General features: G+C 64.1%; 26 protein-coding genes. 20 read left to right on the top strand and 6 right to left on the bottom strand.

Annotation, left to right across the window (positions count from 1 at the left end):
- Positions 1-10 precede the first annotated feature (10 nt).
- The 4 genes from BH93_RS01585 (at position 11) to BH93_RS01570 (ending at position 4,168) form a co-directional block, all read left to right on the top strand.
- Positions 11-1,204 (top strand): DNA cytosine methyltransferase, encoded by a 1,194-nt coding sequence (locus BH93_RS01585; RefSeq protein WP_242459091.1) that lies wholly within the window; start codon positions 11-13, stop codon positions 1,202-1,204.
- The gene (locus tag BH93_RS01580; protein ID WP_052065264.1) at positions 1,188-2,048 is read left to right on the top strand and encodes a GIY-YIG nuclease family protein; all 861 of its coding nucleotides are present in this window, start codon (positions 1,188-1,190) and stop codon (positions 2,046-2,048) included. The genes BH93_RS01585 and BH93_RS01580 overlap by 17 nt, the downstream gene beginning before the upstream one ends.
- An 18-nt stretch (positions 2,049-2,066) precedes the next feature.
- Positions 2,067-2,975 (top strand): LysR family transcriptional regulator, encoded by a 909-nt coding sequence (locus BH93_RS01575; protein WP_037174850.1) that lies wholly within the window; start codon positions 2,067-2,069, stop codon positions 2,973-2,975.
- Between the two features lie 68 nt (positions 2,976-3,043).
- A complete protein-coding gene (locus BH93_RS01570) occupies positions 3,044-4,168 on the top strand; it encodes a TDT family transporter (protein WP_037174852.1) in 1,125 nt (374 codons plus the stop codon).
- 2 nt (positions 4,169-4,170) lie between these two features.
- On the opposite strand, the gene BH93_RS01565 is transcribed toward BH93_RS01570, so the two are convergent.
- The gene (locus BH93_RS01565) at positions 4,171-4,521 is read right to left on the bottom strand and encodes a VOC family protein (RefSeq protein ID WP_037152660.1); all 351 of its coding nucleotides are present in this window, start codon (positions 4,519-4,521) and stop codon (positions 4,171-4,173) included.
- A gap of 182 nt (positions 4,522-4,703) precedes the next feature.
- On the opposite strand from BH93_RS01565, the gene BH93_RS01560 reads away from it, so the two are divergent.
- From BH93_RS01560 to BH93_RS01535, 6 genes are all read left to right on the top strand, one after another.
- On the top strand, positions 4,704-5,723 hold the full coding sequence (locus tag BH93_RS01560) for an ABC transporter substrate-binding protein (RefSeq protein ID WP_037174853.1): 1,020 nt from the start codon (positions 4,704-4,706) through the stop codon (positions 5,721-5,723).
- Entirely contained in the window at positions 5,689-7,347 is a 1,659-nt protein-coding gene (locus BH93_RS01555) for an ABC transporter permease (RefSeq protein ID WP_052065265.1), read from the top strand. The genes BH93_RS01560 and BH93_RS01555 overlap by 35 nt, the downstream gene beginning before the upstream one ends.
- A gap of 11 nt (positions 7,348-7,358) precedes the next feature.
- Positions 7,359-8,375: an ABC transporter ATP-binding protein gene (locus BH93_RS01550; RefSeq protein ID WP_037174855.1), complete on the top strand. Its 1,017-nt coding sequence runs from the start codon at positions 7,359-7,361 to the stop codon at positions 8,373-8,375.
- Positions 8,376-8,593: 218 nt separating this feature from the next.
- Positions 8,594-9,079 (top strand): MarR family winged helix-turn-helix transcriptional regulator, encoded by a 486-nt coding sequence (locus BH93_RS01545; protein ID WP_032380909.1) that lies wholly within the window; start codon positions 8,594-8,596, stop codon positions 9,077-9,079.
- Between the two features lie 57 nt (positions 9,080-9,136).
- Entirely contained in the window at positions 9,137-11,098 is a 1,962-nt protein-coding gene (locus tag BH93_RS01540) for an MDR family MFS transporter (RefSeq protein ID WP_155291044.1), read from the top strand.
- A 106-nt stretch (positions 11,099-11,204) separates the two neighbouring features.
- A complete protein-coding gene (locus BH93_RS01535) occupies positions 11,205-12,605 on the top strand; it encodes an outer membrane protein assembly factor BamB family protein (RefSeq protein WP_080739116.1) in 1,401 nt (466 codons plus the stop codon).
- Between the two features lie 32 nt (positions 12,606-12,637).
- On the opposite strand, the gene BH93_RS01530 is transcribed toward BH93_RS01535, so the two are convergent.
- Entirely contained in the window at positions 12,638-14,191 is a 1,554-nt protein-coding gene (locus tag BH93_RS01530) for a succinic semialdehyde dehydrogenase (protein ID WP_037174859.1), read from the bottom strand.
- Positions 14,192-14,346: 155 nt separating this feature from the next.
- Here BH93_RS01530 and BH93_RS01525 point away from each other — a divergent pair, with 155 nt between their 5' ends.
- Both BH93_RS01525 and BH93_RS01520 read left to right on the top strand, forming a co-directional pair.
- On the top strand, positions 14,347-15,552 hold the full coding sequence (locus tag BH93_RS01525) for a lipase family protein (RefSeq protein ID WP_037174860.1): 1,206 nt from the start codon (positions 14,347-14,349) through the stop codon (positions 15,550-15,552).
- A gap of 89 nt (positions 15,553-15,641) precedes the next feature.
- Complete coding sequence (locus BH93_RS01520) at positions 15,642-16,394, top strand: MerR family transcriptional regulator (RefSeq protein WP_037175151.1); 753 nt, start codon at positions 15,642-15,644, stop codon at positions 16,392-16,394.
- On the opposite strand, the gene BH93_RS01515 is transcribed toward BH93_RS01520, so the two are convergent.
- Entirely contained in the window at positions 16,363-16,575 is a 213-nt protein-coding gene (locus BH93_RS01515) for a WhiB family transcriptional regulator (protein WP_242459265.1), read from the bottom strand. The two genes, BH93_RS01520 and BH93_RS01515, sit on opposite strands and share 32 nt — an antisense overlap.
- A 104-nt stretch (positions 16,576-16,679) precedes the next feature.
- Entirely contained in the window at positions 16,680-17,738 is a 1,059-nt protein-coding gene (locus tag BH93_RS01510; RefSeq protein ID WP_242459090.1) for an amidohydrolase family protein, read from the bottom strand.
- A gap of 113 nt (positions 17,739-17,851) precedes the next feature.
- Between BH93_RS01510 and BH93_RS01505 the strand changes: the two genes are divergently transcribed.
- Both BH93_RS01505 and rraA read left to right on the top strand, forming a co-directional pair.
- Positions 17,852-18,235, top strand: a complete 384-nt coding sequence (locus BH93_RS01505) for a DUF5313 family protein (RefSeq protein WP_032401464.1) — start codon at positions 17,852-17,854, stop codon at positions 18,233-18,235.
- 24 nt (positions 18,236-18,259) lie between these two features.
- Complete coding sequence (gene rraA, locus BH93_RS01500) at positions 18,260-18,739, top strand: ribonuclease E activity regulator RraA (RefSeq protein ID WP_037174863.1); 480 nt, start codon at positions 18,260-18,262, stop codon at positions 18,737-18,739.
- A gap of 45 nt (positions 18,740-18,784) precedes the next feature.
- Here the strand turns inward: rraA and BH93_RS01495 are convergent, their stop codons facing one another.
- A complete protein-coding gene (locus BH93_RS01495) occupies positions 18,785-19,624 on the bottom strand; it encodes an alpha/beta fold hydrolase (protein ID WP_037174864.1) in 840 nt (279 codons plus the stop codon).
- Positions 19,625-19,727: 103 nt separating this feature from the next.
- Between BH93_RS01495 and BH93_RS01490 the strand changes: the two genes are divergently transcribed.
- The 4 genes from BH93_RS01490 to BH93_RS01475 all read left to right on the top strand — a co-directional run bounded on the left by BH93_RS01490 (position 19,728) and on the right by BH93_RS01475 (position 23,312).
- Positions 19,728-20,288, top strand: a complete 561-nt coding sequence (locus BH93_RS01490) for a TetR/AcrR family transcriptional regulator (protein ID WP_037174865.1) — start codon at positions 19,728-19,730, stop codon at positions 20,286-20,288.
- 45 nt (positions 20,289-20,333) lie between these two features.
- Positions 20,334-20,702, top strand: a complete 369-nt coding sequence (locus tag BH93_RS01485) for a glyoxalase superfamily protein (protein WP_052065266.1) — start codon at positions 20,334-20,336, stop codon at positions 20,700-20,702.
- A gap of 197 nt (positions 20,703-20,899) precedes the next feature.
- Positions 20,900-22,117, top strand: coding sequence for a threonine--tRNA ligase (gene thrS, locus BH93_RS01480; protein ID WP_037174866.1), 1,218 nt, complete (start codon positions 20,900-20,902; stop codon positions 22,115-22,117).
- A gap of 46 nt (positions 22,118-22,163) precedes the next feature.
- Complete coding sequence (locus BH93_RS01475; RefSeq protein WP_052065267.1) at positions 22,164-23,312, top strand: serine hydrolase domain-containing protein; 1,149 nt, start codon at positions 22,164-22,166, stop codon at positions 23,310-23,312.
- 3 nt (positions 23,313-23,315) lie between these two features.
- On the opposite strand, the gene BH93_RS01470 is transcribed toward BH93_RS01475, so the two are convergent.
- Positions 23,316-24,227 carry an aminotransferase class IV gene (locus BH93_RS01470; RefSeq protein WP_037174867.1) on the bottom strand — a complete coding sequence of 304 codons (912 nt, stop codon included), beginning with the start codon at positions 24,225-24,227 and terminating at the stop codon, positions 23,316-23,318.
- 64 nt (positions 24,228-24,291) lie between these two features.
- Here BH93_RS01470 and BH93_RS01465 point away from each other — a divergent pair, with 64 nt between their 5' ends.
- Complete coding sequence (locus BH93_RS01465) at positions 24,292-25,266, top strand: aldo/keto reductase (protein WP_037174868.1); 975 nt, start codon at positions 24,292-24,294, stop codon at positions 25,264-25,266.
- Entirely contained in the window at positions 25,253-25,738 is a 486-nt protein-coding gene (locus tag BH93_RS01460; protein WP_052065268.1) for a GNAT family N-acetyltransferase, read from the top strand. The genes BH93_RS01465 and BH93_RS01460 overlap by 14 nt, the downstream gene beginning before the upstream one ends.
- Positions 25,739-25,751 lie beyond the last annotated feature (13 nt).

The raw sequence follows: 25,751 nt of genomic DNA, 5'->3' as shown, positions 1-25,751 counted from the left end.
GCCTGGGTGCATGCCGAAGTTGACTGTGGTGCCGGGTGGTTCTTCGGCGTCCGCGGCCGACGGTATCCCCACGGTCGCAGAGTTCTTCGCCGGCATCGGTCTCGTCCGAATGGGCTTGGAGCAGGCCGGTTTCGAGGTGCGCTGGGCCAACGACATCGAGCGCGACAAGCATCAGATGTATCGCCAGCATTTCGGTGACGATGCGGGCCATTTTCAGCTGGGCGATGTCGCCGCAACTCGCGGTCACGATCTGCCCGAGGGCTTGTCGTTGGCGTGGGCATCGTTTCCGTGCACCGATCTGTCGCTGGCCGGTGGCCGGGCCGGTCTCGCGGGCAAGAACTCGTCGACCTTCCGGCATTTCACGCGGGTGCTGAGTGAACTCGGTGCCGCGCGCCCGGAGGTGGTCGCGCTCGAGAATGTCGTCGGCTTGGCCACCAGTCACGGAGGAGACGATCTGGCTGCGGCGGTCCGGGAGCTCAACGAGCTCGGTTACTCGGTGGATGTGTTGACCATCGATGCTCGACGCTTCGTCCCGCAATCGCGTCCGCGCCTGTTCTTGATCGGTGCGCAGAATCCACCCGAGGATGCCCGCGATCCCAACAGTGAGCTACGACCCGATTGGCTGCAGGCGGTGTACGGCGATTCGACGTTGCTGACACATCGAGCACCGCTACCGAGTCCACCCATTCCGTTGACCAGTGGTCTCGGTGATGTCGTCGAGCGTATCGACTACCGAGACTCGCGGTGGTGGGATGCCGACCGTACCGCGGCGTTCGTGCAGTCGTTGTCGCCGATTCAGTTGCAGCGCATCGAGATTCTGAAGAAGGCCCGCAAGGTCAGCTACCGTACCGCCTACCGCCGTACTCGTAACGGCGTCGCGGTGTGGGAGGCTCGACCCGACGACATCTCCGGGTGCCTCCGTACCGCCCGCGGCGGCTCGTCGAAGCAGGCCGTCGTCAAGATAGGGAACGGCCGCTTGCAGGTGCGTTGGATGACGCCGGTGGAGTATGCCCGGCTGATGGGTGCCGGCGACTACACGCTCGATGGTCTGCGAAACAATCAGGCGCTCTTCGGTTTCGGCGACGCAGTGTGCGTACCCGTGGTCGCGTGGCTCGCCGAGCACTACCTGATGCCGCTCGTCACCGGATCTCTCGTCAATTCGACGGCCCTGAATTCTGCTGCGGCACATGTCCAGTCACGGTAGATCCTCACTGCGGGCGTCGGCCGTCGCGCCGCGAAAGAGCACCCTGCCGGCCGACGACGTGCAGTCCTTTCGCACAGCGCTACGAGAAGTGCTGAGCGAAAGGGACGATCAGGGGCGAGTGTGGTCGGCAGCCAAGTGGGGCGTGTACGCGTTCTACGATTACGACGGCGAACCGATCTATGTGGGACAGACCAAAGAGAAGCTCAGTGTCCGAGTGCAACGACATCTGACCAACCAGCGAACCGACGCCGTCGCGATGCGGGTACTCGATGTGTTCGAGGTCGCGGAGATCGAGATCTGGCCACTGTGGCAGTACGAGGACCTCAAGAAGTCCGATGGCGCAGAGCACTTCCGGGCTGCCGAGCGCGATCTCAATGCCCACGAGTACACGGCCTACCTCGAGGCCATCGACAAATCGCGACACAAAGCAATCCTCAACGAGAAGATTCCGCCGGTCTCGCAGCCCATTGCGCTTCCCGCATCGCTGCGTCGGTCGCTGATCTCCGAGCAGACCCGTCGCGAGCGCGGGCACCCCGACATCCGTATCGCGCGCCGCGCCGAGACAATCTCACGCTTGGCCGCCGTCACTCGTGAACGGGGAGAGGTCTCCGAGGGCCTACGACGCGTCCTCGTCGTGCAGGCGGTGCGGCTGGCGTACCTGTCGGCCGAGCGACTCGCCTTCGTCGAGGGGCATCCGATCCCCGATCCCGCAGCCATCGACGTCACCGCGCTGGTGGGCTCGGTGCTGCACGAGCGTAGCGATCCTGACGACCCCGAGGACACAGTAGAGACAGAGGGCAGCACCGAACCCGACGGCGAGCTGGACCTGTTCAGCGAATACTGACGAAAGTAGGCTCGCCCTGTGCCGCTTCCCCCTCACGTTGCCGATCTCACCAGCATCGATCTGTTGCTGTCGGTGGCCGAGCTCGGCAGTATCGGGCGAGCGGGGCGGGCTCACGGTATGTCACAACCGGCGGCCAGTTCCCGCATTCGTGCACTCGAGCGTCGTGTCGGCGCACCCTTACTGAAACGGGGCGCACGCGGAACGGTGTTGACCGAGTTCGGCGAGCTCGTCGCAAGTTGGGCCGCACCGGTCGTCCGGTCGGCCGAAGACTTGGCGACGGCGATCGCCGCGCTGCATGCCGAACGGATCGGCCACGTGCAGATCGCTGCGAGTCAGACTGTCGCAGAATATCTTCTGCCACGCTGGCTGGTCACGCTGCATGCGCATCTTCCGCACATCGTGCCGACCCTGAGTTCGGGCAACTCCACGGTGGTCGCCGAGAATGTGCTGGCAGGTAGCGCAGACATCGGTTTCATCGAAAGTCCCGAAATACCTGCAGGTCTCGATCATCGGACCATGGCCACCGACGAATTGGTGCTCGTGGTACCGCCGGGACACGCGTGGGTCAGCACCCCGCCCATCGCCCCCGAGATCGTCGCCACCGCACTCGTCACGCGAGAGACGGGCTCGGGCACGCGCTCGGCCTACGAAAATGCCTTGGCCGCAGCGGGGCTCGGGCAACCGGCGGCTCCGCTCCTCGAGGTCTCGTCGACGACGGCGATCAAATCGGCTGTCGGCGCAGGAATCGGCGGTGCCGTCCTCAGCTCACTGGCCGTTGCACCCGAGCTGGCCGCAGGAACGCTGATCCAGGTGCCGATCCCAGGGCTGACGCTGCGCCGAGAGTTGAGGGCGATCTGGCCGTCCGGTCGTATCCCGACCGGTCCGGCCGCAGAGTTGCTGGCTGTGGCCGCGAAGACACAGCCATAACCCCACGTTATGACCGGTGAACAAACCGGCGCCTACCGAGCGGGCGCGGCACCGCGCAGGCTGAACACATGACCGTGACAGTCCCCGCCCCGATCTCGACCGAGACCGAGACCGATACGCACCGCCGGACCTTCGAACACATCACCCCCAACTGGTTCGCCGCGGTGATGGGGACCGGCATCGTCGCCACCGCAGCCGCAACGTTGCCGGTGCAGTTCCCGGCTCTGCACATCTTCGCGGTCGCCGTCTGGGTCTGTGCCACTGCGGCGCTGGTCGTCATCGGCACAGCCTTCGCACTGCACTGGATCGGCCATCGCGACCGGGCCGTCGAGTACGCACGACATCCGGTGATGGTGCAGTTCTACGGAGCCCCGCCCATGGCACTGCTGACCGTCGGTGCAGGCGCCGGTCTCCTCGGAGCCGATGTGCTCGGCCCCTCGGCGTCGACCGCACTGTTCGCCATCCTGTGGATCACGGGAACGCCCGCGGGCCTGTTCACCAGCGTCGCCGTTCCGTATCGGATGATCACCACGTCCGATCACCGCAACGTCGCCGCCCTGCCGGCCTGGCTGATGCCTGTCGTCCCGCCGATGGTGTCGGCGTCGACCGGGGCGTTGCTGCTTCCGCACCTGCCCGAGGGTCAGTGGCGGCTGGCTCTGTTGTGCGCCTGCTACGCGATGTTCGGGCTGTCGTTGATCATCGGGATGATCACGCTGACGCTGATCTACGGACGTCTCGTGCACGGCGGTCTACCGCCCGTCGACGCGGCTCCGACGGTGTGGATCACTTTGGGACTGATCGGTCAGTCGATTACTGCGGCAAACCTACTCGGCACCGATGCATCGATGGTGTTCACCGGTTCACAGGCGTCGATCGCCGTCGGATTACACGTGTTCGGCATCGGCTACGGGCTGATCATGGGCGGCTTCGGAGTGCTGATGTTCGCGCTCGCCGCCGCACTCACCGTGTACGCGGCGCGCAGAAACATGGGATTCTCGCTGACGTGGTGGTCGTTCACGTTTCCCATCGGCACCTGTGTCACCGGAGCGACTGCCCTGGGTAGTGCCCTCGATTTCGGCGCCGTCCATGCCCTCGCCGTAGTGCTGTATGCGGCACTGCTCGCGGCCTGGATCACCGTCGCCACCCGCACCGTTCGAGGTGTTCTACGAGGAACTCTGTTGCACCCCAACTGACCTCACATGTGGGCGAGCACGTTCACCACATTGCCGCCCGCATCGCGGAAGAAGAATCGGCGTACGCCCCACTCCTCGTTGGTGATCTCGTAGACGATCTCGAGGTCCGCGTCGACTGCAGCTCTATAGGCCGAGTCGACGTCGTCCACCTCGATCGACGCCGACGGGTTCACCGGTCCGGTGGGGTCGGTGGTGATCAGACTCAGCTGCGCCGAGCTGTCGCCGGCCGGAGCAAGCGTCGCGATCCAACCGTGGTTCATCACGACCTCCATGCCGGTGACCTGGACATAAGCATCCAGCGTCGCATCAAGATCGGTGACCGTGAGCAGGGGCATCGCGCGCACAACGTCCATGTTCGGACTGTATCGCCGAAAACGTCCCCGCGGGGACGTCCGTTCTCCGCAACCGCCACACCGACCCGACTGCTCGTTCACCCCGACGACATGTGCAGTTCCCACAACACACGTCAGCGTGTCAGTTACGGTCGGAAGCATGAGCAGCTTCCGTGCTCGATATTTCTCAGGAGAAGTCTGAAGTGAACATCGTTTCTCGCGTCGCCGCCGGTGGAATCCTCGGTCTCGCAGCCGCTCTCACCCTTGCCTCCTGCTCCGAACCGGCGGCCCCCGAAAGCAGCGGCGGTACGAGCGGCACGCTAACGGTGTACACCTCGGAGCCGCAGGCCAAGATCGATGCTCTCAACGCCGAGTTCACCGCCGAGAATCCGGGCATCGACGTGCAGGTGTTCCGCGCGGGCACCGGCGATCTCAATGCCCGCATCGCCTCCGAACGGCAGACCGGTTCCATCGGTGCCGACGTACTACTCGCCGCAGACGCTCCGACGTTCGAGAAGTACAAGGCCGACGACCTGCTGCTGCAGTACACCCCGGCCGACGTCGATGCGCTCGATCCCAACGTCGTCGATCCCGACGGCTACTACGTGGGCACCCGCATCATCCCGACGGTCATCGCGTACAACACCGGGGCCGTCTCGCAGCCTCCGACGTCGTGGAAAGAACTGGCCGATCCGCGGTACAAGGGCCAGATCACGCTGCCCAATCCCGACGTGTCCGGCGCGGCAGCGTTCAACACCGCGGTGTGGCTCGGCCAGGAAGACCTCGGGCTTCCGTGGCTCACAGACCTCGTTGCCAACGAGCCCGTGGTCGCCGAGAGCAACGGTCCCGTCGCTCAGGCGGTCGCGGCAGGCACCCAGCCGGTCGGGATCGTCGTCGACTACCTGGTGCGCGAGCTGGCCGAGAAGGGCTCGCCCATCGCGGCGTCGTACCCCACCGACGGTGTCCCGTACATCTCCGAGCCGGCCGGCATCTTCAAGGACTCGGCCAACCAGGAGGCTGCACAGAAGTACGTGGACTTCCTGGTCAGCAAGCGCGGTCAGGAGATCGCCGTCGAGCAGCAGTACCTGCCGGTCCGGTCCGACGTCGGCACGCCCGAGGGCGCGCCTGCTCTCGACGACATCGCACTGCTGAACCCGGACCTCGACACCATCACCGCCTCGCAGCCCGATGCCGTCGCCACGTTCAACGATCTTCTTGGCTGACCGCGTCACCTGGGTACGCGCCTGCCTGTGGCTGGCCGTCCTGGCTCTGATCGGCGCACCGTTGGCCGCCGTTGTCTCGATCGGTCTGGGTGGCAACCACATTCAGGAGCTGCTCGACGGAGGAATCGCCTCGGCTGCGGCCAACAGTGTCGTATCTGCAGGTCTGTCGGCGGCAGCGGCGGTGGCGATCGCGACCATCATGGCCCTCGTTCTCGATCGCACCGATCTGCCCGGTCGCTCGGTACTACGTCTGATTCTGCTCAGCCCGTTGCTGATTCCGCCGTTCGTCGGCGCGATCGCGTGGACGGGACTGCTGGGCCCGAGCGGAATGATCAACTCGTTCTGGAGCGAGACGTTCGGCGGCGGACCGCTGTGGAACATCTACGGCGGTGACGGCGTGATCTTCCTGCTGACCGTGCACTCGTATCCGCTTGCGTACCTGATCATCTCGGCAGCGCTGCGACGAGTACCGGGCGATCTGGAACAGGCGGCTCGCATTGCCGGAGCATCACCGTTCCGGGCCATGCGCGACGTGACGCTGCCACTGCTGCGCCCGGCCCTGCTGGCATCACTGACGTTGACGGCCGTATCCAATCTTGCGGATTTCGGCATTCCGGCCCTGATCGGATTGCCCGAGCGCTACGTCACGCTCTCGACCATGGTGTACCGATACATCCAGTCGGGCACCGTCGATCGACCGCTCGAAGTGGTCTCGACCATCGGCATCGGACTCCTCGCATTCGCCGTGGTCGCAGTCGCGATCGATCGCATTCTCGGCCGTCGATCGATTCAGTTGGACGGCGCAGTCACGGCCCCACAGTCACTTCCGCTGGGCCGCAGTCGAATTCCGGCAGGCGTCGCTGTATGGATCCTTGGGCTGGCCCTGACGGTGCTGCCGATCCTGGCGCTGGCAACTCAGGCATTGTTGCCGGCCCCCGGCGTACCGCTCACCTGGGGAAATCTCACGCTGCAGAGTATCGAAAGTGCCGTCACTGCACCGGGAACCCTGGTGGGCATTCAGAATTCGGTGACGCTGGCCCTCGGGGCGGCTCTCGTCTGCGGATTCCTCGGCTTGGCCATCGGCGTGCTCACCACCCGCACCCGATCCCGCGACAACGTCGGCCTCGACCTGGCTGCCATGCTGCCGCAGGCAATTCCCGGCCTGGTCATCGCCGTCGGTTGGTTGATCATCGGACGCTACACCGGACTGTTCGACACCAAGTGGGTCATCCTGTGCGCCTACGTCATGGCGTTCCTCGCGATCGTCGTCCAAGCCGTCCGCGCGCCACTGAGTTCCACGCCGACGGCCCTCGAAGAAGTCGCGAGATCCTCCGGCGCATCCCATCTTCGGTCGCTGCGGGACGTGCCGTGGAAGATGGCGATCCCCGCCGCAGTCACCGGTGGGGTACTCGTCGCCCTCACTGCAGTGCGGGAGCTGACCATGTCGGTGCTTCTCGTCGCTCCGGGCACACAGACCCTCGGCGTGTCCATATTCAACCTGCAGCAGGCCGGCGACTACAACGCCGCCTCTGCACTGTCCCTACTCGTCGCGCTCGTCGGATTCGCTGGTCTGGGCCTGGTCGCCTCCACCCGAGCCGGACGCCCGCAAGTCCGACGCCGATAAGAAGGAATCCGATGTCTGCCATCACGATCGAACATCTCGGCCTCCGTTACCACGACGGCACGGTCGGCGTGGAGGGAATCGATCTCGACATCGCCGACGGAGAGTTCGTCGCACTCGTCGGACCGTCGGGCTCGGGGAAGACCACGCTGCTGCGCACTGTCGCCGGCTTCCTCACGCCGACCGCCGGTTCCATCTCCATCGGCCCGGATGTTGTGGCAAGCAAACACGTTTCGACGCCTCCCGAGGCTCGCAAGCTCGGGATGGTGTTCCAGCAGCATGCACTGTGGCCGCACCGCACCGTCGGCCGAAACGTCTCCTACCCGCTCGAATTGGCCAAGGTATCCAAATCGGAGCGTACGAAGAAGGTAGCCGACGTGCTCGAGCTCGTCGGGCTGCCGGGGCTCGAGAAGCGGGACCCGGCAACTCTCTCCGGTGGCCAGCGGCAACGCGTCGCGCTCGCTCGCGCTCTGGTCTCGTCGCCGCGGGCGCTGCTCTTGGACGAGGCACTCTCGGCGCTGGACGAGCCTCTACGCGATCGCCTTCGCCTCGAGCTTCGGGCGCTGACGCGCGCAGCAGGATTGACCGTCGTACATGTGACGCACGATCGCACCGAGGCCCTTGCCCTCGCAGACCGGGTGGTCGTCCTCGATCAGGGCACCATCGCGCAGGTCGGTACACCCGAGGACGTGGTGCGTGCCCCGAAGTCGGCGTTCGTCGCCCGCTTCCTGTCCGACGCCACCCTCGTCGACGGCACCGTCTCGCAGGGGACTTTCACCTCCGGCTCCCTCACACTGGCATCCGACGGCACCGGACCCGGGACACTCGCGGTCCTGCCGACCGACATCGATATCGTGTCCGACGGCGACATCAGTGGCACCGTGACCTCCTCGCTGTTCGGACGTGATGCCAGTGATGTGCTGGTGCGCAGCGGCGACGTCGGCTTCCGCTGCTCGGTACGCGGGCCGCGCCCGCAGGTGGGTGAGACCGTCGCGCTGACCGTCCGGCGGTCGTTCTTCTACGTGCACTAGCCGCCCTCGACCGCGGATCGGCTCCCCAGTTTCGGATTTGTGCCCGCAATCGGAGGCACAAATCCATATCCGGGGAGCTGATCCCCCGTGTGGATCTCCCCGAGCCCCAGCAGACCCGTCACTGTGATTCACCAGACAGGAATATTATTTGCTTAGCGCATGTATGTATATATATGGTTGCAGACAGCAAGTAAATCGAACTCAGTGTTGGAGTACTCATGGCAGTTCAATCCACGACGGCGGAGTCGCTGGTCGAAGAGGTTTTCCTCTTCGGGCGCACGCTGAAGCGGGCCGTGACCACCGGAGTCGAGGATTCACCGTTGCCGCAGGCGCTGACCGGAGTTCTGGCCATCCTGGCGACCGAAGGTGAATGCAGACAGACCGACCTCGCCAGCAGGCTCTGCGTCAGCCAGTCCGCCCTCAGCCGGCAGATCGCGGACCTCGTCGACCTCGGCTACATCGATCGGCATCCCGATCCGGACGACCGAAGGGCGTCCCGGGTCTGCGTGTCGGACGAAGGTCAGGCTCGACTGAAACAGATTTGGGACAGGCGAGCACGACGCCTGGCAGAGATGTTGAGCGAGTGGAGTGAAACCGAGGCACTCGATGCCCTCGATTCCATCCGCAAGCTCAACGACACGTTCACCGAAGACGCCCACGCCCAGCACCAGGACGTGGCCCGCATTGAATTGATTGCGAGATAAGACATGACCACAGCAGCGGAGAATCCGCCCAATCAGGCAGTCGCCGATCCCGATGCAATGTCGCATCGCCAGATCCTCGAAGCCCTCACCGGTCTGCTGGCCGCGCTGTTCACCGCGCTGCTGAGCACCACCATCGTTTCGACCGCACTCCCGACCATCATCGGTGACCTGAAGGGCTCGCAGACCGCGTACGCCTGGGTCATCACCACCGCACTGCTGGCCAACGCCGCGTCGACGCCCATCTGGGGCAAGCTCGCCGACCTGTTCAACAAGAAGGTCCTGGTTCAGAGCGCGATCGTCATCTTCGTCGCCGGCTCGCTGATCGCCGGCTTCGCGCACAACGTTCCGCTGCTGCTCGCCGCGCGTGTGGTGCAGGGCATCGGCATGGGCGGTTTGACGGCACTCGTCATCGCCATCATCGGCACCATCGTCTCCCCGCGTGATCGCGGTCGCTACTCGGGTTACACCGGCGCTGTCATGGCCGTGTCGATGTCCGGTGGCCCCATCCTGGGCGGCGTCATCGTGGACAGCCCCCTCGGCTGGCGCTGGTGCTTCTTCGTCTGCGTGCCGCTCGCTGTCATCGCCCTCGGCCTGCTGCAGAAGACACTGCACATCAAGACCGTCCGCAAGGACAACGTCTCCATCGACTGGCTCGGCGCACTGCTGCTGACCGCAGGCGTTTCCGTTCTCCTCGTGTGGGTTTCGTTCGCAGGCAAGGCGGACTACTACGACTGGATCTCCCGTGAGACCGCATACCTGGTCGGCGGCGGAGTTCTGCTGCTCGTCCTGACGATCATCGTCGAGGCTCGGCACAAGTCGCCGATCATCCCGCTCAAGATCGTCACCGAGCGCACCACCGGCCTGGCCATCGTCGCGTCCATCGCCGTCGGTGTCGGCCTCTTCGGAGCCACCACCTTCCTCGGCCAGTACTTCCAGACCGCTCGCGGCTACACCCCCACCGAAGCCGGATTGCTCTCGATCCCACTGGTGTTCGGCATGCTCGTCGCCTCCGTCGGCTCGGGTCAGCTCATCACCAAGTTCGGAAAGTGGAAGCCGTTCATCGTCACCGGTTCCGTTCTGCTGGTCGTCGGATTCCTGCTCCTGGGCACGATCGATCACGCCACCAGCCTGGTCACTGTCGGCATCTTCATCACCATCGTCGGCCTGGGTACCGGCATGTTGATGCAGAATCTCGTTCTCGCAGTGCAGAACACGGTCAGCGTGCAGAACGTCGGTGCAGCATCGTCGACGGTTGCCTTCTTCCGTACCTTCGGCGGCGCGATCGGCGTCTCGGTTCTCGGCTCCCTGCTGGCTACCCGAGTGGCCGAGAAGTCGGCGTCCGGTCTGGCTCAGCTCGGCGTGGACAGCTCGGCCAGCGGCGGCGGATCACTCGATCTGACGTCACTGCCCGCACCGATCCTCAGCGTCATCCGCACCGCCTACGGTGATGCGACCGGACGCATCTTCATGATCGCCGGCTTCGTTGCGATCGTCACGCTGATCGCAGTGATCTTCATTCCGAATCGTCCACTGCGCCAGACGATCGACATTGCCTCGACTCCCGCAACAGGACCGGTGGACGAGTCGAAGGATCAGTTCGCCGAGATCCCGTCCTTCGGTGCAACTCAGGAGTACGTCTCGACCGACTACGAGACAGAGTACGAAGCCGATCGACGCATCGAGAGTCGCCGCATCGAGGGTCGGCACGAGGCCCAGCCGGGGCAGCGCCCCTTCGAGGGTCTGAGCACCGACGCACGTGATCGACTGCTCGCCCTGCTGTTGCCCGAGCCCAAGGACACGTTGGCCGCACTCGACGAGGCCGAGACCATTCGCGCCGAAGTTGTTGCACTGCAACAGGAACTCGATGCGAAGATGATCGACTTCGACGCAGTGTGCGAGCGGCTTCGCCGCCTCGGACTCAGCGAGGAGCAGATCGCTCGGGTGTTGGGAGACAACCACATTCCCGACAGCCGCAATCACTACGCGAATGCCGGACTGAACGGCCACAGCGTCAACTAGGCCCAGCACGACGAAGAATTCCCCGCACCCCGTCAGGAGTGCGGGGAATTTTCGTTCTCTATGCTGACGGAACAGACCGCCCACCTTTTTCCCGGGAGCACCTTCCATGACACGTCGTTCCCAGTTGTCCGCCGCCGCGGTGCTCCTGGCAGCAGCCATCGCCTGCGGGGCGTGCGCGGCCGAGAAACAGCCGCCTCCGGCCGGCACACCGGTCGACGGTGCCACCGGCGCGGCACCCGGTCTGGGCTGGACCCTGTCGCCCTCGGACCTCGACGTGTCGGACGGACAATTCCGCGATCCCGTGCGAGGCAGCGAGACCGACTCGACGAAATCCGGTTCCATCACCGACGGGTCGACGGTTGTCACCCTCGTCGGCCGTCCGGACGGACGAGAGTACCTCGACGCCGCCCTGGTGGGTCTCGACATCGCCGACGGGGCGGTGCGCTGGCGTGTTCCCGCAGACGACATCGTGGGTTGCGGCAGGGAATTCGTCGACGGCCACGTCGTCTGCTTTCGCGGCAACGACGGCTCGGGCTCCGAAATCCTCACTGTCGACGGCGAATCCGGAGAGTCGACCACTCGGGACGCGGCATTCCCCATCACGAATCTGACGACGTCCGGCGGCCACGTCTACACCTCGCATGCGGCGGATAAGGCCGAGCCAACAGTGTCGCGCGGCACCGCGGACGCTCTCGACGCAGACTGGTCGGTGCAGTTCGATTCGGCGCAGTCGCTTTACGCCTCCACGCTGCACACGGAGAGCGGAATCGGACTGTTCGACGACGATCAGGGCCTGTTCGCTTTCGACCTCGACACCGGCGACAACCTCTGGTCCAGAACAGCTCCCGACTGCGCTCGGTCCGGCACTGCCTCGCTCGACGGCAACGTTCGGGTGGTACGGACCGACTGCTCCGACCCCAGCACGGTCACGGGCTCGGAGGTCGTCGATGCCGATGGATCCGCCGTCGCTGCAACGGATTCCGTCACCCTGCAGCAACCGTCGTTCGATTCTCCGGCCGAGTCGACACCAATACTGCTCGGCACCGGCGGATACCGACCGTCGATGCCCGATCCGGTGTGGACCAACGACGGTCTGGTCTGGGCTGTTCCAGCAGACATCTCCGAACCCGCCGCGCGATTCCTGGAAACGAACGGGCTCGCCTACGCCGTCGCGGGTTCGGTGGCGCTGCTCCGCAACAACGACACGGCCACCGAATCCGCAATCGACCTCGACACCGGAGCCACGTTGTGGAGTCGCGAGTCCGGCGGATTCGCCGAGGTCGGCGCACTGGACGGCGACGTCGCCACTCTTTTCGGCCCCGAGGTACTACGAGGCATCGACGTCAGAACCGGAAACATCTTGTGGGACATACCCACGACTGCACTCGACGACGAGGGAATCGATCTGCAGTCGTGGCCGATGTTCGATCGAGTCGATGCCGACTCGATCGACACCGACTCGATCTACAGCAGGGCCCTGAGCATCTCGGTCCTACGAAAGACGTAGAACCGCCTCGTCGTCGAGGTTGCGTGTCCTGTCTACCGACCCGGGATGTACTTCAGCGCCTTGACGAACGGCGGCATGATCTTCGCCCACAACTTCGGCGGAAGTCCGCGCGGTCCGCCGAGATTGAGCAGACGCGTCGTGGCGATCGTCTGCGATTCCGTGTACTTGAGCAGGCCCTCGGTGCCGTGTCTGCGACCCATGCCGGACACGCCCATGCCGCCCATCGGCGCACCGGTGGTTCCCCACGTCGGCGCGTAGCCCTCGTCGACGTTGACGGTGCCCGAATGCAGCCGCGCCGCAATGGCTTCGCCCTGCGCCTTGGTCTTGGCCCACACGCTGGCGTTGAGTCCGTACTCGGTGTCGTTGGCCTTCTCGATCGCCTCGTCGACGTCGGTGACGGGGTAGATCGACACCAGCGGGCCGAAGGTTTCGGTTGCCGCGCACTCCATGTCCTCGGTGACGTTCGCCAGTAGCGTCGGCTCGTAGAACAGCGGGCCGATGTCGGGGCGAGCCTTGCCGCCTGCGATCACGGTCGCGCCCTTGACCTTTGCGTCGTCGACGTGAGACGAGACGGTCTTGATCTGGTCCTCGGAGATGAGGCTTCCCATTTCGACGCCGAATTCGTAGTCGGCTCCGAGGGTCATGTTGCGCACCCGCTGACCGAACTTCTCGGTGAACTCTGCGGCGATCGACTTCTCGACGTAGATACGTTCGATGGAGATACAGAGCTGACCGGAGTTGGAGAAGCAGGCGCGGACGGCCGCGTCGGACACCTCCCGAAGGTTGGCCCCCTTGGCCACGATCATCGCGTTCTTTCCGCCGAGCTCGGCAGAGAACCCGATGAGACGACGTCCCGCCTGCTCGGCCAGCAGCTGACCCGTGGCGGTGGAGCCGGTGAACATGACGTACTCGGTGTTCTCCACCAATGCGGTTCCCACCACCGAACCCGGACCCGGCACCACGGCGAACAGGTCGCGGGGAAGGCCTGCCTTGTAGAGCAGTTCGACACAGGCGAGGGCGCAGTACGGCGTCTGACTGTCGGGCTTGAGTACCACTCCGTTGCCGGCCAGCAGAGCCGGAATGGCGTCGGACACTGCGAGGGTCATTGGGTAGTTCCATGGGGAGATGATCCCGACGATTCCCTTGGGCTGGTATCGAACTCGCGTCTTGGTCAGCACCGGCAGCATTCCGGTGACCTTCTTGGGTGCCAGCAGCTTCGCGGCGGTGCGCGCGTAGTGCCGCGAGGTCATCGCAATGTCGAGAACTTCCTCGAGAGCCGCGGCGCGGGACTTGCCGGTCTCGGCCTGCGCCATGTCCATCAGCTCGTTGCGGTGGGCGAGCACGAGGTCTCGGTACCGGTGGAAGATCTCCGCACGCTCGGACACCGGGCGCTTGGCCCATGCCGCCTGCGCTGTGCGTGCGCGTGCAATCGCTGCCGTCGCATCAGCAGCGGTACCGACCGGGATGGTCGCCAGCTCCTTGCCGGTGAACACCTCGGTGATGGTTTTCGTCGGCCGCGATTCGGCGTCGGGAATGGCGATGAGATCAGCGAGCCGAGAGAAGGTCGAGGCGGACGGTGCAGGCATTTCGATGTCCCTACTGGTGAGTAGTGTTCGGAGTAACAGACAACCTACCTGGTCTTCGGCTCAGTTCACAGGGTCGAAGTCGGCCTATCCTGTGGCACGATGGGCAGTGGTCTACCGGACGTCGGGGCGTACGGAGCTACTGGGGTGGGAAATACATGCGCAAGGCATTCGTTTTGGCCGGAGCTGCAGCATTGATGCTGTCGTTCGCAGGGTCGGCTCAAGCAGATCCACTTCAGGACTTCATCTCACCGCCGAGCGATCCCGATGCGTATCTCCCCACCTCACTCGGTGATCCATGGTTCGATCCGCCTGCCGGATACGAGAATCTCCAGCCGGGGGCAGTGCTCAACCGCCGTGATGTCGCGGTGACGCCCGGGGCGTCGTCGGTGCAGTTGCTCTTCCGCTCGACCGACTCCAAGAACCAGCCCATCGCGGCGGCGACGACGGTGCTGACTCCCGACGCACCGTGGACCGGAGGCGGTGACCGGCCCGTCATCGCGTACAACGAGGCAACGGACTCGCTCGGAAACAAGTGCGCGCCGTCGTACACCCTCCCGCGGGGCAACAACAAGGAGATCGATCAGGTACGGATTCTGCTCGATCGCGGCTACACCGTGGTCGTCACCGACTATCAGGGCCCCCGGCAGGCCTACTCGGCCGGTCTCGTCTCAGGACACACCGTGCTCGACGGGCTGCGCGCCTCCCAGAGCGCAGGAGTGGGCGCGGATGCACCGATCGGCATCACCGGCTACTCCGGCGGTGCCATCGCCTCGGGTTGGGCAGCGCAGTTGGCTCCCGAATATGCTCCGGAGTTGAACATCGCCGGCGTCGCGTTCGGTGGTCCGCCGACCGACTACAAGATTCTGCAGACGTCGTTGAACGGTCAGATCGGATCGGGCTTGTTCACGGCGGCGACAATCGGACTGTCCCGGGAGTACCCCGAGATGCGGCAGCTCGCCAACGACAACGGCAAGCGACTGGCTCTGGCGCAGAAGGATCAATGCGTAGATGTGTTGTCCTACACGGGACTACTGCTGTTGGATCAGCGAAACCTCTCCAGCGTCCCTGATGTCTTCGAGCACCCGATCACCAAGGCCGTCGTCGAGGAAAACCGGATGGGCCAGAAGAAGCCGGACGCGCCGGTGTACATCTACCAGGGCCTGCAGGACTTCCTCATCCCCAAGGAAGGTGCCGAGGCCGTGCAGGACCAATGGTGCGCCGCAGGCGCTTCGGTCCATCTCGAAGAGGTCCCGGGAGACCACACACTCGCCCAGTCCAACGGCCGTCCCGGCGCATACGATTGGCTCGCGCAACGTCTGGCCGGCGTGCCGACCTCCGGCTGCGAACGTGTGATTCGCTAGAGATCGGTCATCGGAGGCTTGACCCTCACGTCACGGGAGGCAGCACAGTGTCCTTCGTGAGTGATTCGTCCGCGAACGGTTCGGCAGGCATGCAGGTCGGCGCGGTCTCGAAGTTGGTGGGTGTCAGCGTCAGGACGCTGCATCACTACGACGAGATCGCGTTGGTGGTGCCGTCGGGGAGAACCCCCAAGGGCTATCGGACGTATTCGTCGGCCGATGTCGAACGGCTGCATCAGGTACTGACCTACCGCGAACTCGGGTTTCCGCTCGAGGTCATTGCAGCGTTGCTCGACGATCCGGCGGTGGATGCCATGGCGCATCTGCGTCGGCAGCGAGAGTTGTTGAACGAGCGGATCGATCACTTGCACGCAATGGCTGCGGCCGTGGACAAGATGATGGAGGCGAAGAAGATGGGTATGCAACTGACTCCCGAGGAGCAGCGCGAGATTTTCGGAGACAACTGGCCCGGCGAGGAGTACGCCGAGGAGGCCGAGCAGCGTTGGGGCGAGACCGACGAGTGGAAGCAGTCGCAGCAGCGAACGGCGTCGTTCACCAAGGACGATTGGAAGGCCGTCAAGGAAGAGACGGACCTACTGGAAGCGGATCTCGCTGCCGCCATGCAGCGGGGTGTGTCGCCGGATTCCGCCGAGGCCGGGGAACTGGCCGAACGGCATCGGGCTTCCATCGAGCGGTACTACGACTGCGGTTACGAGATGCAGGTGAACCTGGCGGAGATGTACATCGCCGACGAGCGATTTGCCAAGCACTACAACGATATTGCCGCTGGACTTGCGCAGTACCTTCGAGACGTCATTGTCGCGAACGCCGCCCGTCAGGGTTGACGCGGGCCATCGCGGACCGCTCGTGTGCGGTCGATCCACCCCAGACTCCATGCCTTTCGTCCGTATCGAGTGCATGTTGCAGACAGCGCGCGATCACGGGGCATCGATCGCACACGAGCTTGGCCTGTCGCTCCAGGTTTCTCAACGAGTATCCCCGCAGCCCCAGGGGCGGGTAGAACATCGAGACCGGCATCGAGCGGCAGGCAGCATTCATCTGCCAATCCCACTGTTCGGAGATCGGTTGCAGTGCTTGCGCTTTCATCGGCATTACCCGCCTCCTTCGGATCAGAGTTTCAGCAGTCGGCGGGCGTTGACGGATGTGGCCGCGCGCCAGTTCTCGAGTCCGCCGTTCGCAGCACCGGCGTCGAGTGATCGCAATTGCTCCTGCACGCCGGTGATCGGCGTGAAGCAGTAATCGCTGCCGTACACCAGCCGATCGGGTCCGACGGTGGACAACAGCGCGGGCAGCTGCCGCGGGACCGGCGTACCGGCGAGGTCGAACCACAAGCGCTGCAGTACATCCGGCGTCGTCGGCGTCCCCAGGCCGATCTGCGTCCTGAAGAAGTCGACCCTGTCCGCCAGTAGCGGCAGTACTCCGCCGCCGTGCGTGAACACCCAATGGATGTTCGGGAATCGGTCGACCACACCCAGCAGAATCAGGTCGACGACGGTTCGCGCTGTGTCGAAAAGGAATTCGATCATCGGTGCCGGGCGCCCGAGAGACACGGCAGCGGAATTCGGCGGCGAGGTCGGATGCACGAACACGACTGCCGATCGCGCATCCAATGCCGCGAGCAGTGGCGTCAGCACGGCGTTGCCCAGGTACATCCCGCCGGCGTTCGACATCACCGTCACTCCGTCGGCACCGAGCTGATCGAGCGCACGAATTGCCTCGACCGTCGAGTCGACGACGTTCGGGAGCGGCAGCGACGCAAAGAATCCGAGTCGGCGTTGACTCGCGACAACACCGGCCCCGAAGTCGTTGACGCGTCGGGCAAGGTCGGCCGCCTTGCCGTCGTCGCCGAAATGCACTCCGGGCGACGAGACGGACAGGATCGCTCTGTCGATGCCGCAGCCGTCCATCATCTGCAGGTGTTCGCCCACCGACCAGCTCGGCCACTTCGGCATGCCGTCGGGAAATGCGATGCCCGACGCGAGGGCTTCGCGCAGGTAGAAGTCGGGAACCATGTGCGAATGGACGTCGATCACCCCGGCTGCGGCCGGGCCGGTGGAAGCCGATGCCGTAGCGGAGGTCAGTGTCGTAGCGGAGGTCAAGGTCGAGAGGGCAACCCCGGAGATCGTCGCGGCACTGAGGGTGCCCAGCAGGGTTCTGCGATCGATCACAGTGGAAGTCCTTCTTGTCGACGCCTCCGACTCAACTGACGTTATCGTCACATATGAGATGAACCGCAGTCAACGGTGAGATCTACCAACGAAGACGGGACTAGCATTGCGCGATGACCACCGAACGCACGACGCCCACACCGCTGCAGTTTCTGGGCTATTCGTTCGGACGCACGCTGCCCGAGTCGATGCAGGACTGGGTTCGCAAGGATCTCGTGGGCAACGGCGCCCAGGTCCGCTACATCGCCCGATTCATCGTGCCGATCATTCCGTTACTGCTGCTGTTCCTGCTGATTCCGGGTCCGCTGTGGATGTCGCTCGCGATGATGTCGCTGCTGTTCATCCCGCTGGTGTACTTCTCGATTGCCCTGATGAACGTCTATCGGCGGCATCGCCTGCTGATTCACGGCCTCGACCCGCAACTGATCAACGCCAAAGCGCAGAGCCGCGTCGATCGCACTCGCGACGACTACGAACGGCGTCACGGCCGGGGCTGATGAGCGAGCGATAGTCTGTGCCGCATGACTTCACCTGTGGAATTCAAGGCAACAGCTGATCTGGCCGACGAGATCGGTCCCGAGATCCGCAGCTGCGACACCCAGTTCATCCAGTTCGGCAAGCACACCGAGTTCGCGGGACCGATTACCACCATCCGCTGCTTCCAGGACAACTTGCTGGTCAAGCAGACGCTCAGCGAGCCCGGCAACGGTGGCGTCCTGGTGGTCGACGGCGATGCGAGTGTTCACACCGCCCTCGTCGGCGACATCATCGCCGGCCGCGGAGTCACCAACGGCTGGGCGGGTGTCATCGTCAACGGTGCGGTGCGCGACTCCGCGATCCTGCGCACACTCGAGATCGGCGTCAAGGCGCTGGGGACCAACCCGCGCAAGAGCACGCAGACCGGCTCGGGTGAGAAGAACGTGCCGGTCAGCTTCGGCGGCGTCACGTTCAACCCGGGCGAGATCGTCTACAGCGACCACGACGGCGTCGTCGCGGTCTAGCAGCCCACTCGGCGGCAGGCCGTAATGCCTGCCGCCGTAGTGCTGTTACTTCACGAACGCGAGCAGCGCGTCGTTCACTTCCTGGAAGTGCGTCCACAGCAGTCCGTGGGGTGCGCCCTCGACCTCGACGTACGTGGCCTCGGGGAATGCCTGGTGGAACGGACGTCCCGTCGAATCGATCGGAAGGATGTTGTCCGCGGTTCCGTGCAGGATCAGCGTGGGCTTGCCGGATTCACGTACCTTCGCGACGTCCGCGCGGAAGTCCTCGAGCCAGGTGGGTACGACGGCGTAGGCCGCGACAGGTGCGCTGGTCGTGGCGGTGTTCCAGCTCGCGCGCACTGTGGCCTCACTGATTCGGCTGCCGAGGTTTTCGTCGAGGTTGTAGAAGTCCTTGTAGAAGTTCTCGAACCAGGTGAACCTGTCTTCGCGGGCGGCGGTCTCGATACCGTCGAACACCGACTGCGGAACGCCGGTGGGATTGTCGTCCGTCTGCAGCAGGAACGGCTCGAGGGATGCGAGGAATGCGAACTTCGCCACGCGGTCGGTGCCGTACTTCGCGGCGTACCGAGCCAGTTCGCCTGTGCCCATGGAGAATCCGACCAGGATGACCTCGTTGAGGTCCAGCTCGGTGAGCACCTTGTCCAGGTCTGCAGCAAAGGTGTCGTAGTCGTATCCGACGGTGGGCTTGCTCGACTGCCCGAACCCACGACGGTCGTAGGTGATGACGCGGTAGCCGGCGTCGAGTAGTGCGCGCGACTGACGTTCCCAGGAGTTGCCGTCGAGCGGGTAGCCGTGGATGAGCACAACGGGCTGTCCGGAGCCGTGATCCTCGTAGTAGACCTCGACGGGGGTGGAGTTCTCGGTTCCGACGTTGATGTACGCCATGATCCTGCCTTCCTGTGTCCTGAACATCGAGCGGGAGAACGGTCGTTCTCTCCACATGTGGACTACTGTAGAGAACGTTGGTTCTCTCGGCAAGGGGTAAGCGATGACCAGTACGGAAATCGGACGGGCACAGGTGGTGAACGCCGCGGACGAACTGTTCTATGCGCGCGGCATCCAGGCAGTGGGCATGGACGAGTTGCGCGCCAAGGCCGGCATCTCCCTCAAGCGCCTGTACACGCTCTTTCCCTCGAAAACGGCCATCGTCGCCGAGGTTCTTCGTGGTCGCACCCAGCAGTGGACCGACGGCATCCACGCCGAAGCAGAGCTACACGGATCCCCTCGTGAGAAACTGCTGTCGATCTTCGACTTCTTGGACCACTGGTTTCGCCAGGACGACTTCCGCGGGTGCGCCTTCATCAACTCCTTCGGCGAACTGGGCGCAACCATGCCCGAGGTCGCCGACGCCGCACATCAGCACAAGAAGAGTTTCATCGAGTACGTCACCCGCTTGGCCGTCGAAGCCGGATGCGAGCCGACCGTCGGGCTGCAGATCGCCTTGCTCGCCGAGGGTGCTCAAACTACCGCAGCCATCACCGAGCTGGCCGAATCTGCCACTGCAGCAAAGACTGCGGCCGGGGTGCTTCTGGAGTCGAGCGGACGGTAGCGCAACCCTGGTGCGGGCAGCGCTGGACATGCCACACTCGATGTCATGAAGGCTTTCGGCTCGGCAGTCCCGATTCTCCGCATCTTCGACGACGTCGAAGCGCGTGCGTTCTATCTGGACTATCTGGGCTTTTCGGTCGAATGGGAGCATCGATTCGAGCCGGATCTGCCGCTGTACATTCGTATTTCACGCGGAGAGTGCATCCTGGATCTGTCCCAGCACTACGGCGACGGCACACCGGGATCGTCCGTCTGGATACCGATCGCGGACGTCGTGTCGTTCAATGCCGAACTCGTGCAGAAGAACCACCCACGCAGTCGACCGGGAATCGACCACGACGGGCCGGGCGGTCCGACCATGACGGTCATAGACCCGTTCTCGAACAACCTCCGCTTCTGCCAGGTCGATCGCTGACGGCTCTTGCCAGCCGTCGCGGACGCTTGTACTGTCGTCGCCATGATGCACCCGCAGCCACTGACGACGACGCCGGTTTTCTTCCGGCGTCCGAAGTAGGCCTGCACCGCCCCTGTTTCGACGAACCCCGGGAGTTGTTCCCGGGGTTTTCGCGTATCTGGGCACTTCTTCTGGGCCACAGCAGAAGTGGAGTACCCATGAAGTCCGACCACAGCCCGCTCGGTCGCGAGTTGGATCTCTTTGCAACCAGCCCGGCCATCGGTGCCGGTCTACCCGTCTGGCTCCCAGACGGCGCAATCATCAGAGCGGAACTCGAGAAACTGGCAGCCGAGGAAGCAGCGCGCTCAGGCTGCCTCGGCGTGTACACACCGGTCCTGGCGAAACGCTCGCTGTTCGACAGGTCGGGCCACTGGGACAAATTCTCGGCCGATATGTTCCCCCCGATGCGTATCGGCGGTGAGGAATTCGTTCTGCGACCGGCCAATTGCCCACACCACACCCAAGTGTTCGATGCCCGTGGGCGCAGCTTCCGCGACCTACCGTTTCGCGTATCGGAACTGGGATCGATGTTCCGAAGTGAACTCTCCGGTGTGCTGGGCGGATTGACCCGAGTACGGCAGATCTCCCTCGACGACGCGCATGTGTTCTGCACCCCCGATCAGGTTGGAGAGGAAGTCCGACTGGCTCTCGACTCCATCGAAAGGTGTTACCGCGTACTGGGACTCGCCCCCTCGTTCAGGCTCTCGGTTCGGGGTGGGACTGGACGCTACCTGGGTGACACCGCGCAGTGGAGTGCCGCCGAAGGTCAGCTACGCGCGGCACTGGGTGATCGCGAGTTCACCATCGGGGAGGGAGATGCCGCCTTCTACGGGCCGAAGATAGATGTACAGGTCGCTGGTCATCAGGAGACTGTGTCGACCGTGCAGATCGATTTCAATCAACCGGAGCGGTTCGGCCTCGAATACACCGGATCCGACGGTGAGAAGCACCGACCGGTGATGATTCACCGTGGTGTTCTCGGGTCGATGGAACGACTGACCGCCATGCTGATAGACCGTCATGCCGGTCGAATGCCGCCGTGGCTCGCTCCGAGGCAGGTGGCCGTCATCTGCGTGGGTAGTTCGCAGTCGCGGGCGGCGCGGGCCCTGGTCGCCCGACTGCACGATGCATCGGTTCGCGCCCAGATTCTCGAGGAGGGTTCACTGGGCGGACGTATTCGGAATGCGCGACTTCATCGCGACCCGTACATCGCGGTCATCGGTGATCGCGAGGTCGACAGCAATTCCGTTGCAGTGTCGTACAGCGCGCTGAACGCGAAAACCGTACTGGACATGGACGTGTTCATCGAAGCCGTGAAACGCGATATTCGCTCTCGCGCTCTGCTGCCCACCATCCCGGACAGGGAGAATCACTGACATTTGACACTGAAATCCTTCGCTGAACGACGATAGCGTCGAAGACATGAGCAAGCTACGAATCCTCGCCGCCCTCACCGTGTCGACATCTCTGCTGGTCAGTGGGTGCACATCGTCCGACGAGCCCTCTGCCGTCGAAGCGACCACCACCACGCCCTCGAGCGGAACCATCAGAACCGACGACGTCCAGGCAGCGTTGGACGCCCTGGTCGACGCCGGATCCGTTGCCGCTGTTGCGCAGGTACGCGACGGCGAGAATTCGTGGTCGGGAGCCGCCGGCCTCGTCGAGCGCGATGGCACCGAGGCTGCGTCAGCCGACGACCCCGTCCGTATCGCCAGCGTCACCAAGGCAATGGTTGCCGCAGTGGTGCTCCAGCTCGTGGACGAGGGGAAGCTCGAGCTCGACCAGCCGGTAGACGAGCTGCTACCCGGCCTGCTGCCCAAGCCGGTCACCGTCCGTCAGTTGCTCGATCACACCAGTGGCGTTCCGGACTACTTCACCGGATTCGACTCTGCGGAGCAGATTGCGGCCCGCGCGAACGATGCCGTCACCGACGACGAGTTGATCACTCGAGCCCTGGCCATGCCCTGGACGAGCGAGCCCGGCCAGGAGTTCAGCTACACGGGCACCAACTACGTCCTGCTCGGACAGATCATCGCCGACCTGGACGGCAAGTCCATCGGACAGTCGTTGCAGGACAGGATCTTCGATCCCCTGGAGATGGCCGACACGACTTACCCCACCGACGCGGCCATCGCCGACAATGCCCTGCACGGTTACACGCTCGAGAACGGAACCTACACCGACGTCACCGATTTCGACGCGAGCATCTGGTCCTCGGGTGCCGCCGTGGTCTCGACCGTCGGCGACATGAATACCTTCTTCCGAGCACTGTTCGACGGCACTTTGATCCCGCAGAATCTGATCGACGAGATGCAGGTAATAACACCGTCCACCTATGGACTCGGCCTGCTGCTGGGCGGCGACGCGTGCAACCCGGGATCGGGCGAGCTCGTGTTCGGCCAGCGCGGCAATGGCTTCGGCTACAGCACACTCGCGTTCGCGAGCCCGAACGGGCAGCGCCAAGTCGCACTGTCGTGGACCTCCGCGGCACCTGACCCTGCGACCGATCCCCTGATCGAGTACGCCAGCACCGCGCTCATTGCCGGACTCGAGTCGACCTGCCCCGCGTAGCGGCTACAGCACACTCACCCAACCGTGTACCTCGTCGCTGGTGAGCGCGGCCTGGTGACGCTTACGGAGAGTCAGCGTCACTGGCCCGCTTTCCTTCGATCCGACTGCACGACCGTCGATTTCGTACACCGGGGCAACTCCCGCCGAGGTGCCACAGACGAAGACTTCGTCGGCGATGTACAGCTCGGTGAGGTCGACGGTTCGCTCCTGGACCGTCAGTCCTTCTTCGCGCGCCAACGTCAGGATGGTTCGCCGGTTGATACCGTCGAGAATGTCGCTGGTGACGTCGGGGGTGACGAGCACTCCGTTCCGCACGAGGAAAATGTTCGCGGCACTCAGTTCACAGACGTGGCCGTTGATGTCGAGAAAGATGCAGTCGTCGAAACCACTGTCGATCGCATCCTGTTTCGCCAGAACGGAATTGACGTACGCTCCGTTCACTTTGGCGCGGGACGGAATGGCGTTGTCCGGGATACGCCGCCACACACTCGTCTTCAATCGCATCCCGTCCTGCGGGACAATGGGATTGGCGTCGTACAGGAAGATGGACACCGTGGTGTGCAGGCCACGCACCCGCGTTCCGGGGATCGACTCGTCGACGTGGACGGTAGCTCGAACGTAGACCTCGGCCGTCGGAGCGTTGGCGGCAACCACGTCCCGCGTCGCCTGTACGAATCGCTCGAACGTCCACTGCGAGGCAAACGTGTCGATGCCGATGATCTTGCAGGATTCGACGAGTCGCTGATAGTGATCGAGCAACCGGAAAGCGGTACGCCCTTCACCGTCCACCTGGACCGGGAACACCGTGTAGACACTGAGCCCGTAGAGAACGGCCGAGGTAGCAACCCCGAGCGTTGCGTCCTGTGCGTCCACCAAGCGATCGCCGAAATACACCTTCGAGTGCGGAAGAGCCATGCGGTGATGCTAGTCGTGGGGCAAGTACGAGCGACAACGGTTTTCCCGTCGTAGTGTCGAGTACATGAGCGCACGCACCATACCGACCCGAACTCTCTGGAACGACGGCCCCGAGGTGGGCGCCATCGGCCTGGGCTGCATGGGAATGACCTGGGCATACAAGGCCGACGACCGGACGGAGACCCCCGACCGCGTCATCGGGCACGCCTTGGACCTGGGTGTGAGTTTCATCGACACGGCCGATGTGTACGGACCGTTCACCAACGAGGAAGTCGTCGGCAAGGCGATCGGTAGCCGACGCGACGAGGTGATACTCGCGACCAAGGGTGGTCTCGTCTCCCACGTCGGCGACGCCGGAGAGCCGGTCATTTCGGGCCCCAACGGCAAGCCGGATCACCTGCGTTCGGCAATCGACGATTCACTCCGCCGCTTGGGCGTCGACCACATCGATCTGTACTACCTCCACCGTCCGGATCCCGAAGTCGACGTAGAGGACAGCATCGGCGCGATGGCCGAGGCCGTGCACGCCGGAAAGGTTCGGGCGCTCGGTGTCTCAGAGTTCAGCGTCGAGCAGCTCGATCGGGCCCAGCAGGTGCATCCGATTTCTGCTGTGCAGTCGGAATTGTCCCTGTGGACGCGCGATCACCTCGCCACGTCGCTGAAGTGGACGCAAGACAACGGTGCGGCATTCGTGCCGTTCTCACCACTTGGCCGCGGCTTCCTGACCGGCAACTTCCGCGGAACAGTGCCCGCCGCAGACGATTTCCGTGCTCGCCTGCCGCGTTTCAGCCAGGACAACCTCGACGCGAACCTCGTGATCGTCGACGCCATCGCAGCCGTCGCCGACGAGCTCGGTGCGACGCCGGCGCAGGTGGCCTTGGCGTGGGTTCTGGCGCAGGGTGAGCACGTGGTCCCGATTCCCGGCACTCGACGCACCTCGCGTCTGGACGAGAACGCGGGCGCAGCCTCGCTCACCTTGAGCCCGGACCACCTGGCCACACTCGACGCTCTGCCGGCTCCCGCCGGTGGCCGCTATTGAGATCGTTCGCGTCGACCCTACGGCCGATCTGGGCGTCGCCGAGCAGATCCTCGCGGTGCAGAAGAGTTCGTATGCAGTCGAAGCGAGACTGATCGGCGACGACCGCATCCCGCTGCTGCACGAGTCGGTGAACGATCTGTGTGCTGCACAGGTCCACTGGCTCGTTGCGCGGCAGGGTGACGAAATCCTCGGTGCCGCAGCGTGGTCCGGGTCGGAGATCGACCGCCTGGTGGTGGCACCACACGCACATCGCCAGGGAATCGGACGAGCATTGGTCATGGTGGTTATCGAATCGATTGCGGGACAACGTATACAGGAGGCTACCGGGCGAGACAATGCACCGGCGCGCAGACTCTACGAGTCGTTCGGCTTCGTGCACACCGAGAACCAGCAGGTTCTGCAGGGATTGTGGCTGGCTCGCTACGAACTCGTGCATGAGCGGGACGAGCACGTCGACAGGGGACGGTTTTAGGGCCATCAAAACA

Origin of the sequence: Rhodococcoides fascians A25f, assembly GCF_000760935.2 — a bacterium.
GTDB lineage: Bacteria > Actinomycetota > Actinomycetes > Mycobacteriales > Mycobacteriaceae > Rhodococcoides.
Note: the sequence above shows the minus strand (reverse complement) of the source record. Positions and strands in the feature narration are given on the sequence as shown.

Coding starts and splice junctions, on each gene's coding strand:
- BH93_RS01585 (WP_242459091.1), top strand. CDS start 11: ATGCCGAAGTTGACTGTGGTGCCGGGTGGTTCTTCGGCGTCCGCGGCC.
- BH93_RS01580 (WP_052065264.1), top strand. CDS start 1,188: ATGTCCAGTCACGGTAGATCCTCACTGCGGGCGTCGGCCGTCGCGCCG.
- BH93_RS01570 (WP_037174852.1), top strand. CDS start 3,044: ATGACCGTGACAGTCCCCGCCCCGATCTCGACCGAGACCGAGACCGAT.
- BH93_RS01565 (WP_037152660.1), bottom strand. CDS start 4,521: ATGGACGTTGTGCGCGCGATGCCCCTGCTCACGGTCACCGATCTTGAT.
- BH93_RS01555 (WP_052065265.1), top strand. CDS start 5,689: ATGCCGTCGCCACGTTCAACGATCTTCTTGGCTGACCGCGTCACCTGG.
- BH93_RS01550 (WP_037174855.1), top strand. CDS start 7,359: ATGTCTGCCATCACGATCGAACATCTCGGCCTCCGTTACCACGACGGC.
- BH93_RS01545 (WP_032380909.1), top strand. CDS start 8,594: ATGGCAGTTCAATCCACGACGGCGGAGTCGCTGGTCGAAGAGGTTTTC.
- BH93_RS01540 (WP_155291044.1), top strand. CDS start 9,137: ATGTCGCATCGCCAGATCCTCGAAGCCCTCACCGGTCTGCTGGCCGCG.
- BH93_RS01535 (WP_080739116.1), top strand. CDS start 11,205: ATGACACGTCGTTCCCAGTTGTCCGCCGCCGCGGTGCTCCTGGCAGCA.
- BH93_RS01530 (WP_037174859.1), bottom strand. CDS start 14,191: ATGCCTGCACCGTCCGCCTCGACCTTCTCTCGGCTCGCTGATCTCATC.
- BH93_RS01525 (WP_037174860.1), top strand. CDS start 14,347: ATGCGCAAGGCATTCGTTTTGGCCGGAGCTGCAGCATTGATGCTGTCG.
- BH93_RS01520 (WP_037175151.1), top strand. CDS start 15,642: ATGCAGGTCGGCGCGGTCTCGAAGTTGGTGGGTGTCAGCGTCAGGACG.
- BH93_RS01515 (WP_242459265.1), bottom strand. CDS start 16,575: ATGTTCTACCCGCCCCTGGGGCTGCGGGGATACTCGTTGAGAAACCTG.
- BH93_RS01505 (WP_032401464.1), top strand. CDS start 17,852: ATGACCACCGAACGCACGACGCCCACACCGCTGCAGTTTCTGGGCTAT.
- rraA (WP_037174863.1), top strand. CDS start 18,260: ATGACTTCACCTGTGGAATTCAAGGCAACAGCTGATCTGGCCGACGAG.
- BH93_RS01495 (WP_037174864.1), bottom strand. CDS start 19,624: ATGGCGTACATCAACGTCGGAACCGAGAACTCCACCCCCGTCGAGGTC.
- BH93_RS01490 (WP_037174865.1), top strand. CDS start 19,728: ATGACCAGTACGGAAATCGGACGGGCACAGGTGGTGAACGCCGCGGAC.
- BH93_RS01485 (WP_052065266.1), top strand. CDS start 20,334: ATGAAGGCTTTCGGCTCGGCAGTCCCGATTCTCCGCATCTTCGACGAC.
- thrS (WP_037174866.1), top strand. CDS start 20,900: ATGAAGTCCGACCACAGCCCGCTCGGTCGCGAGTTGGATCTCTTTGCA.
- BH93_RS01475 (WP_052065267.1), top strand. CDS start 22,164: ATGAGCAAGCTACGAATCCTCGCCGCCCTCACCGTGTCGACATCTCTG.
- BH93_RS01470 (WP_037174867.1), bottom strand. CDS start 24,227: ATGGCTCTTCCGCACTCGAAGGTGTATTTCGGCGATCGCTTGGTGGAC.
- BH93_RS01465 (WP_037174868.1), top strand. CDS start 24,292: ATGAGCGCACGCACCATACCGACCCGAACTCTCTGGAACGACGGCCCC.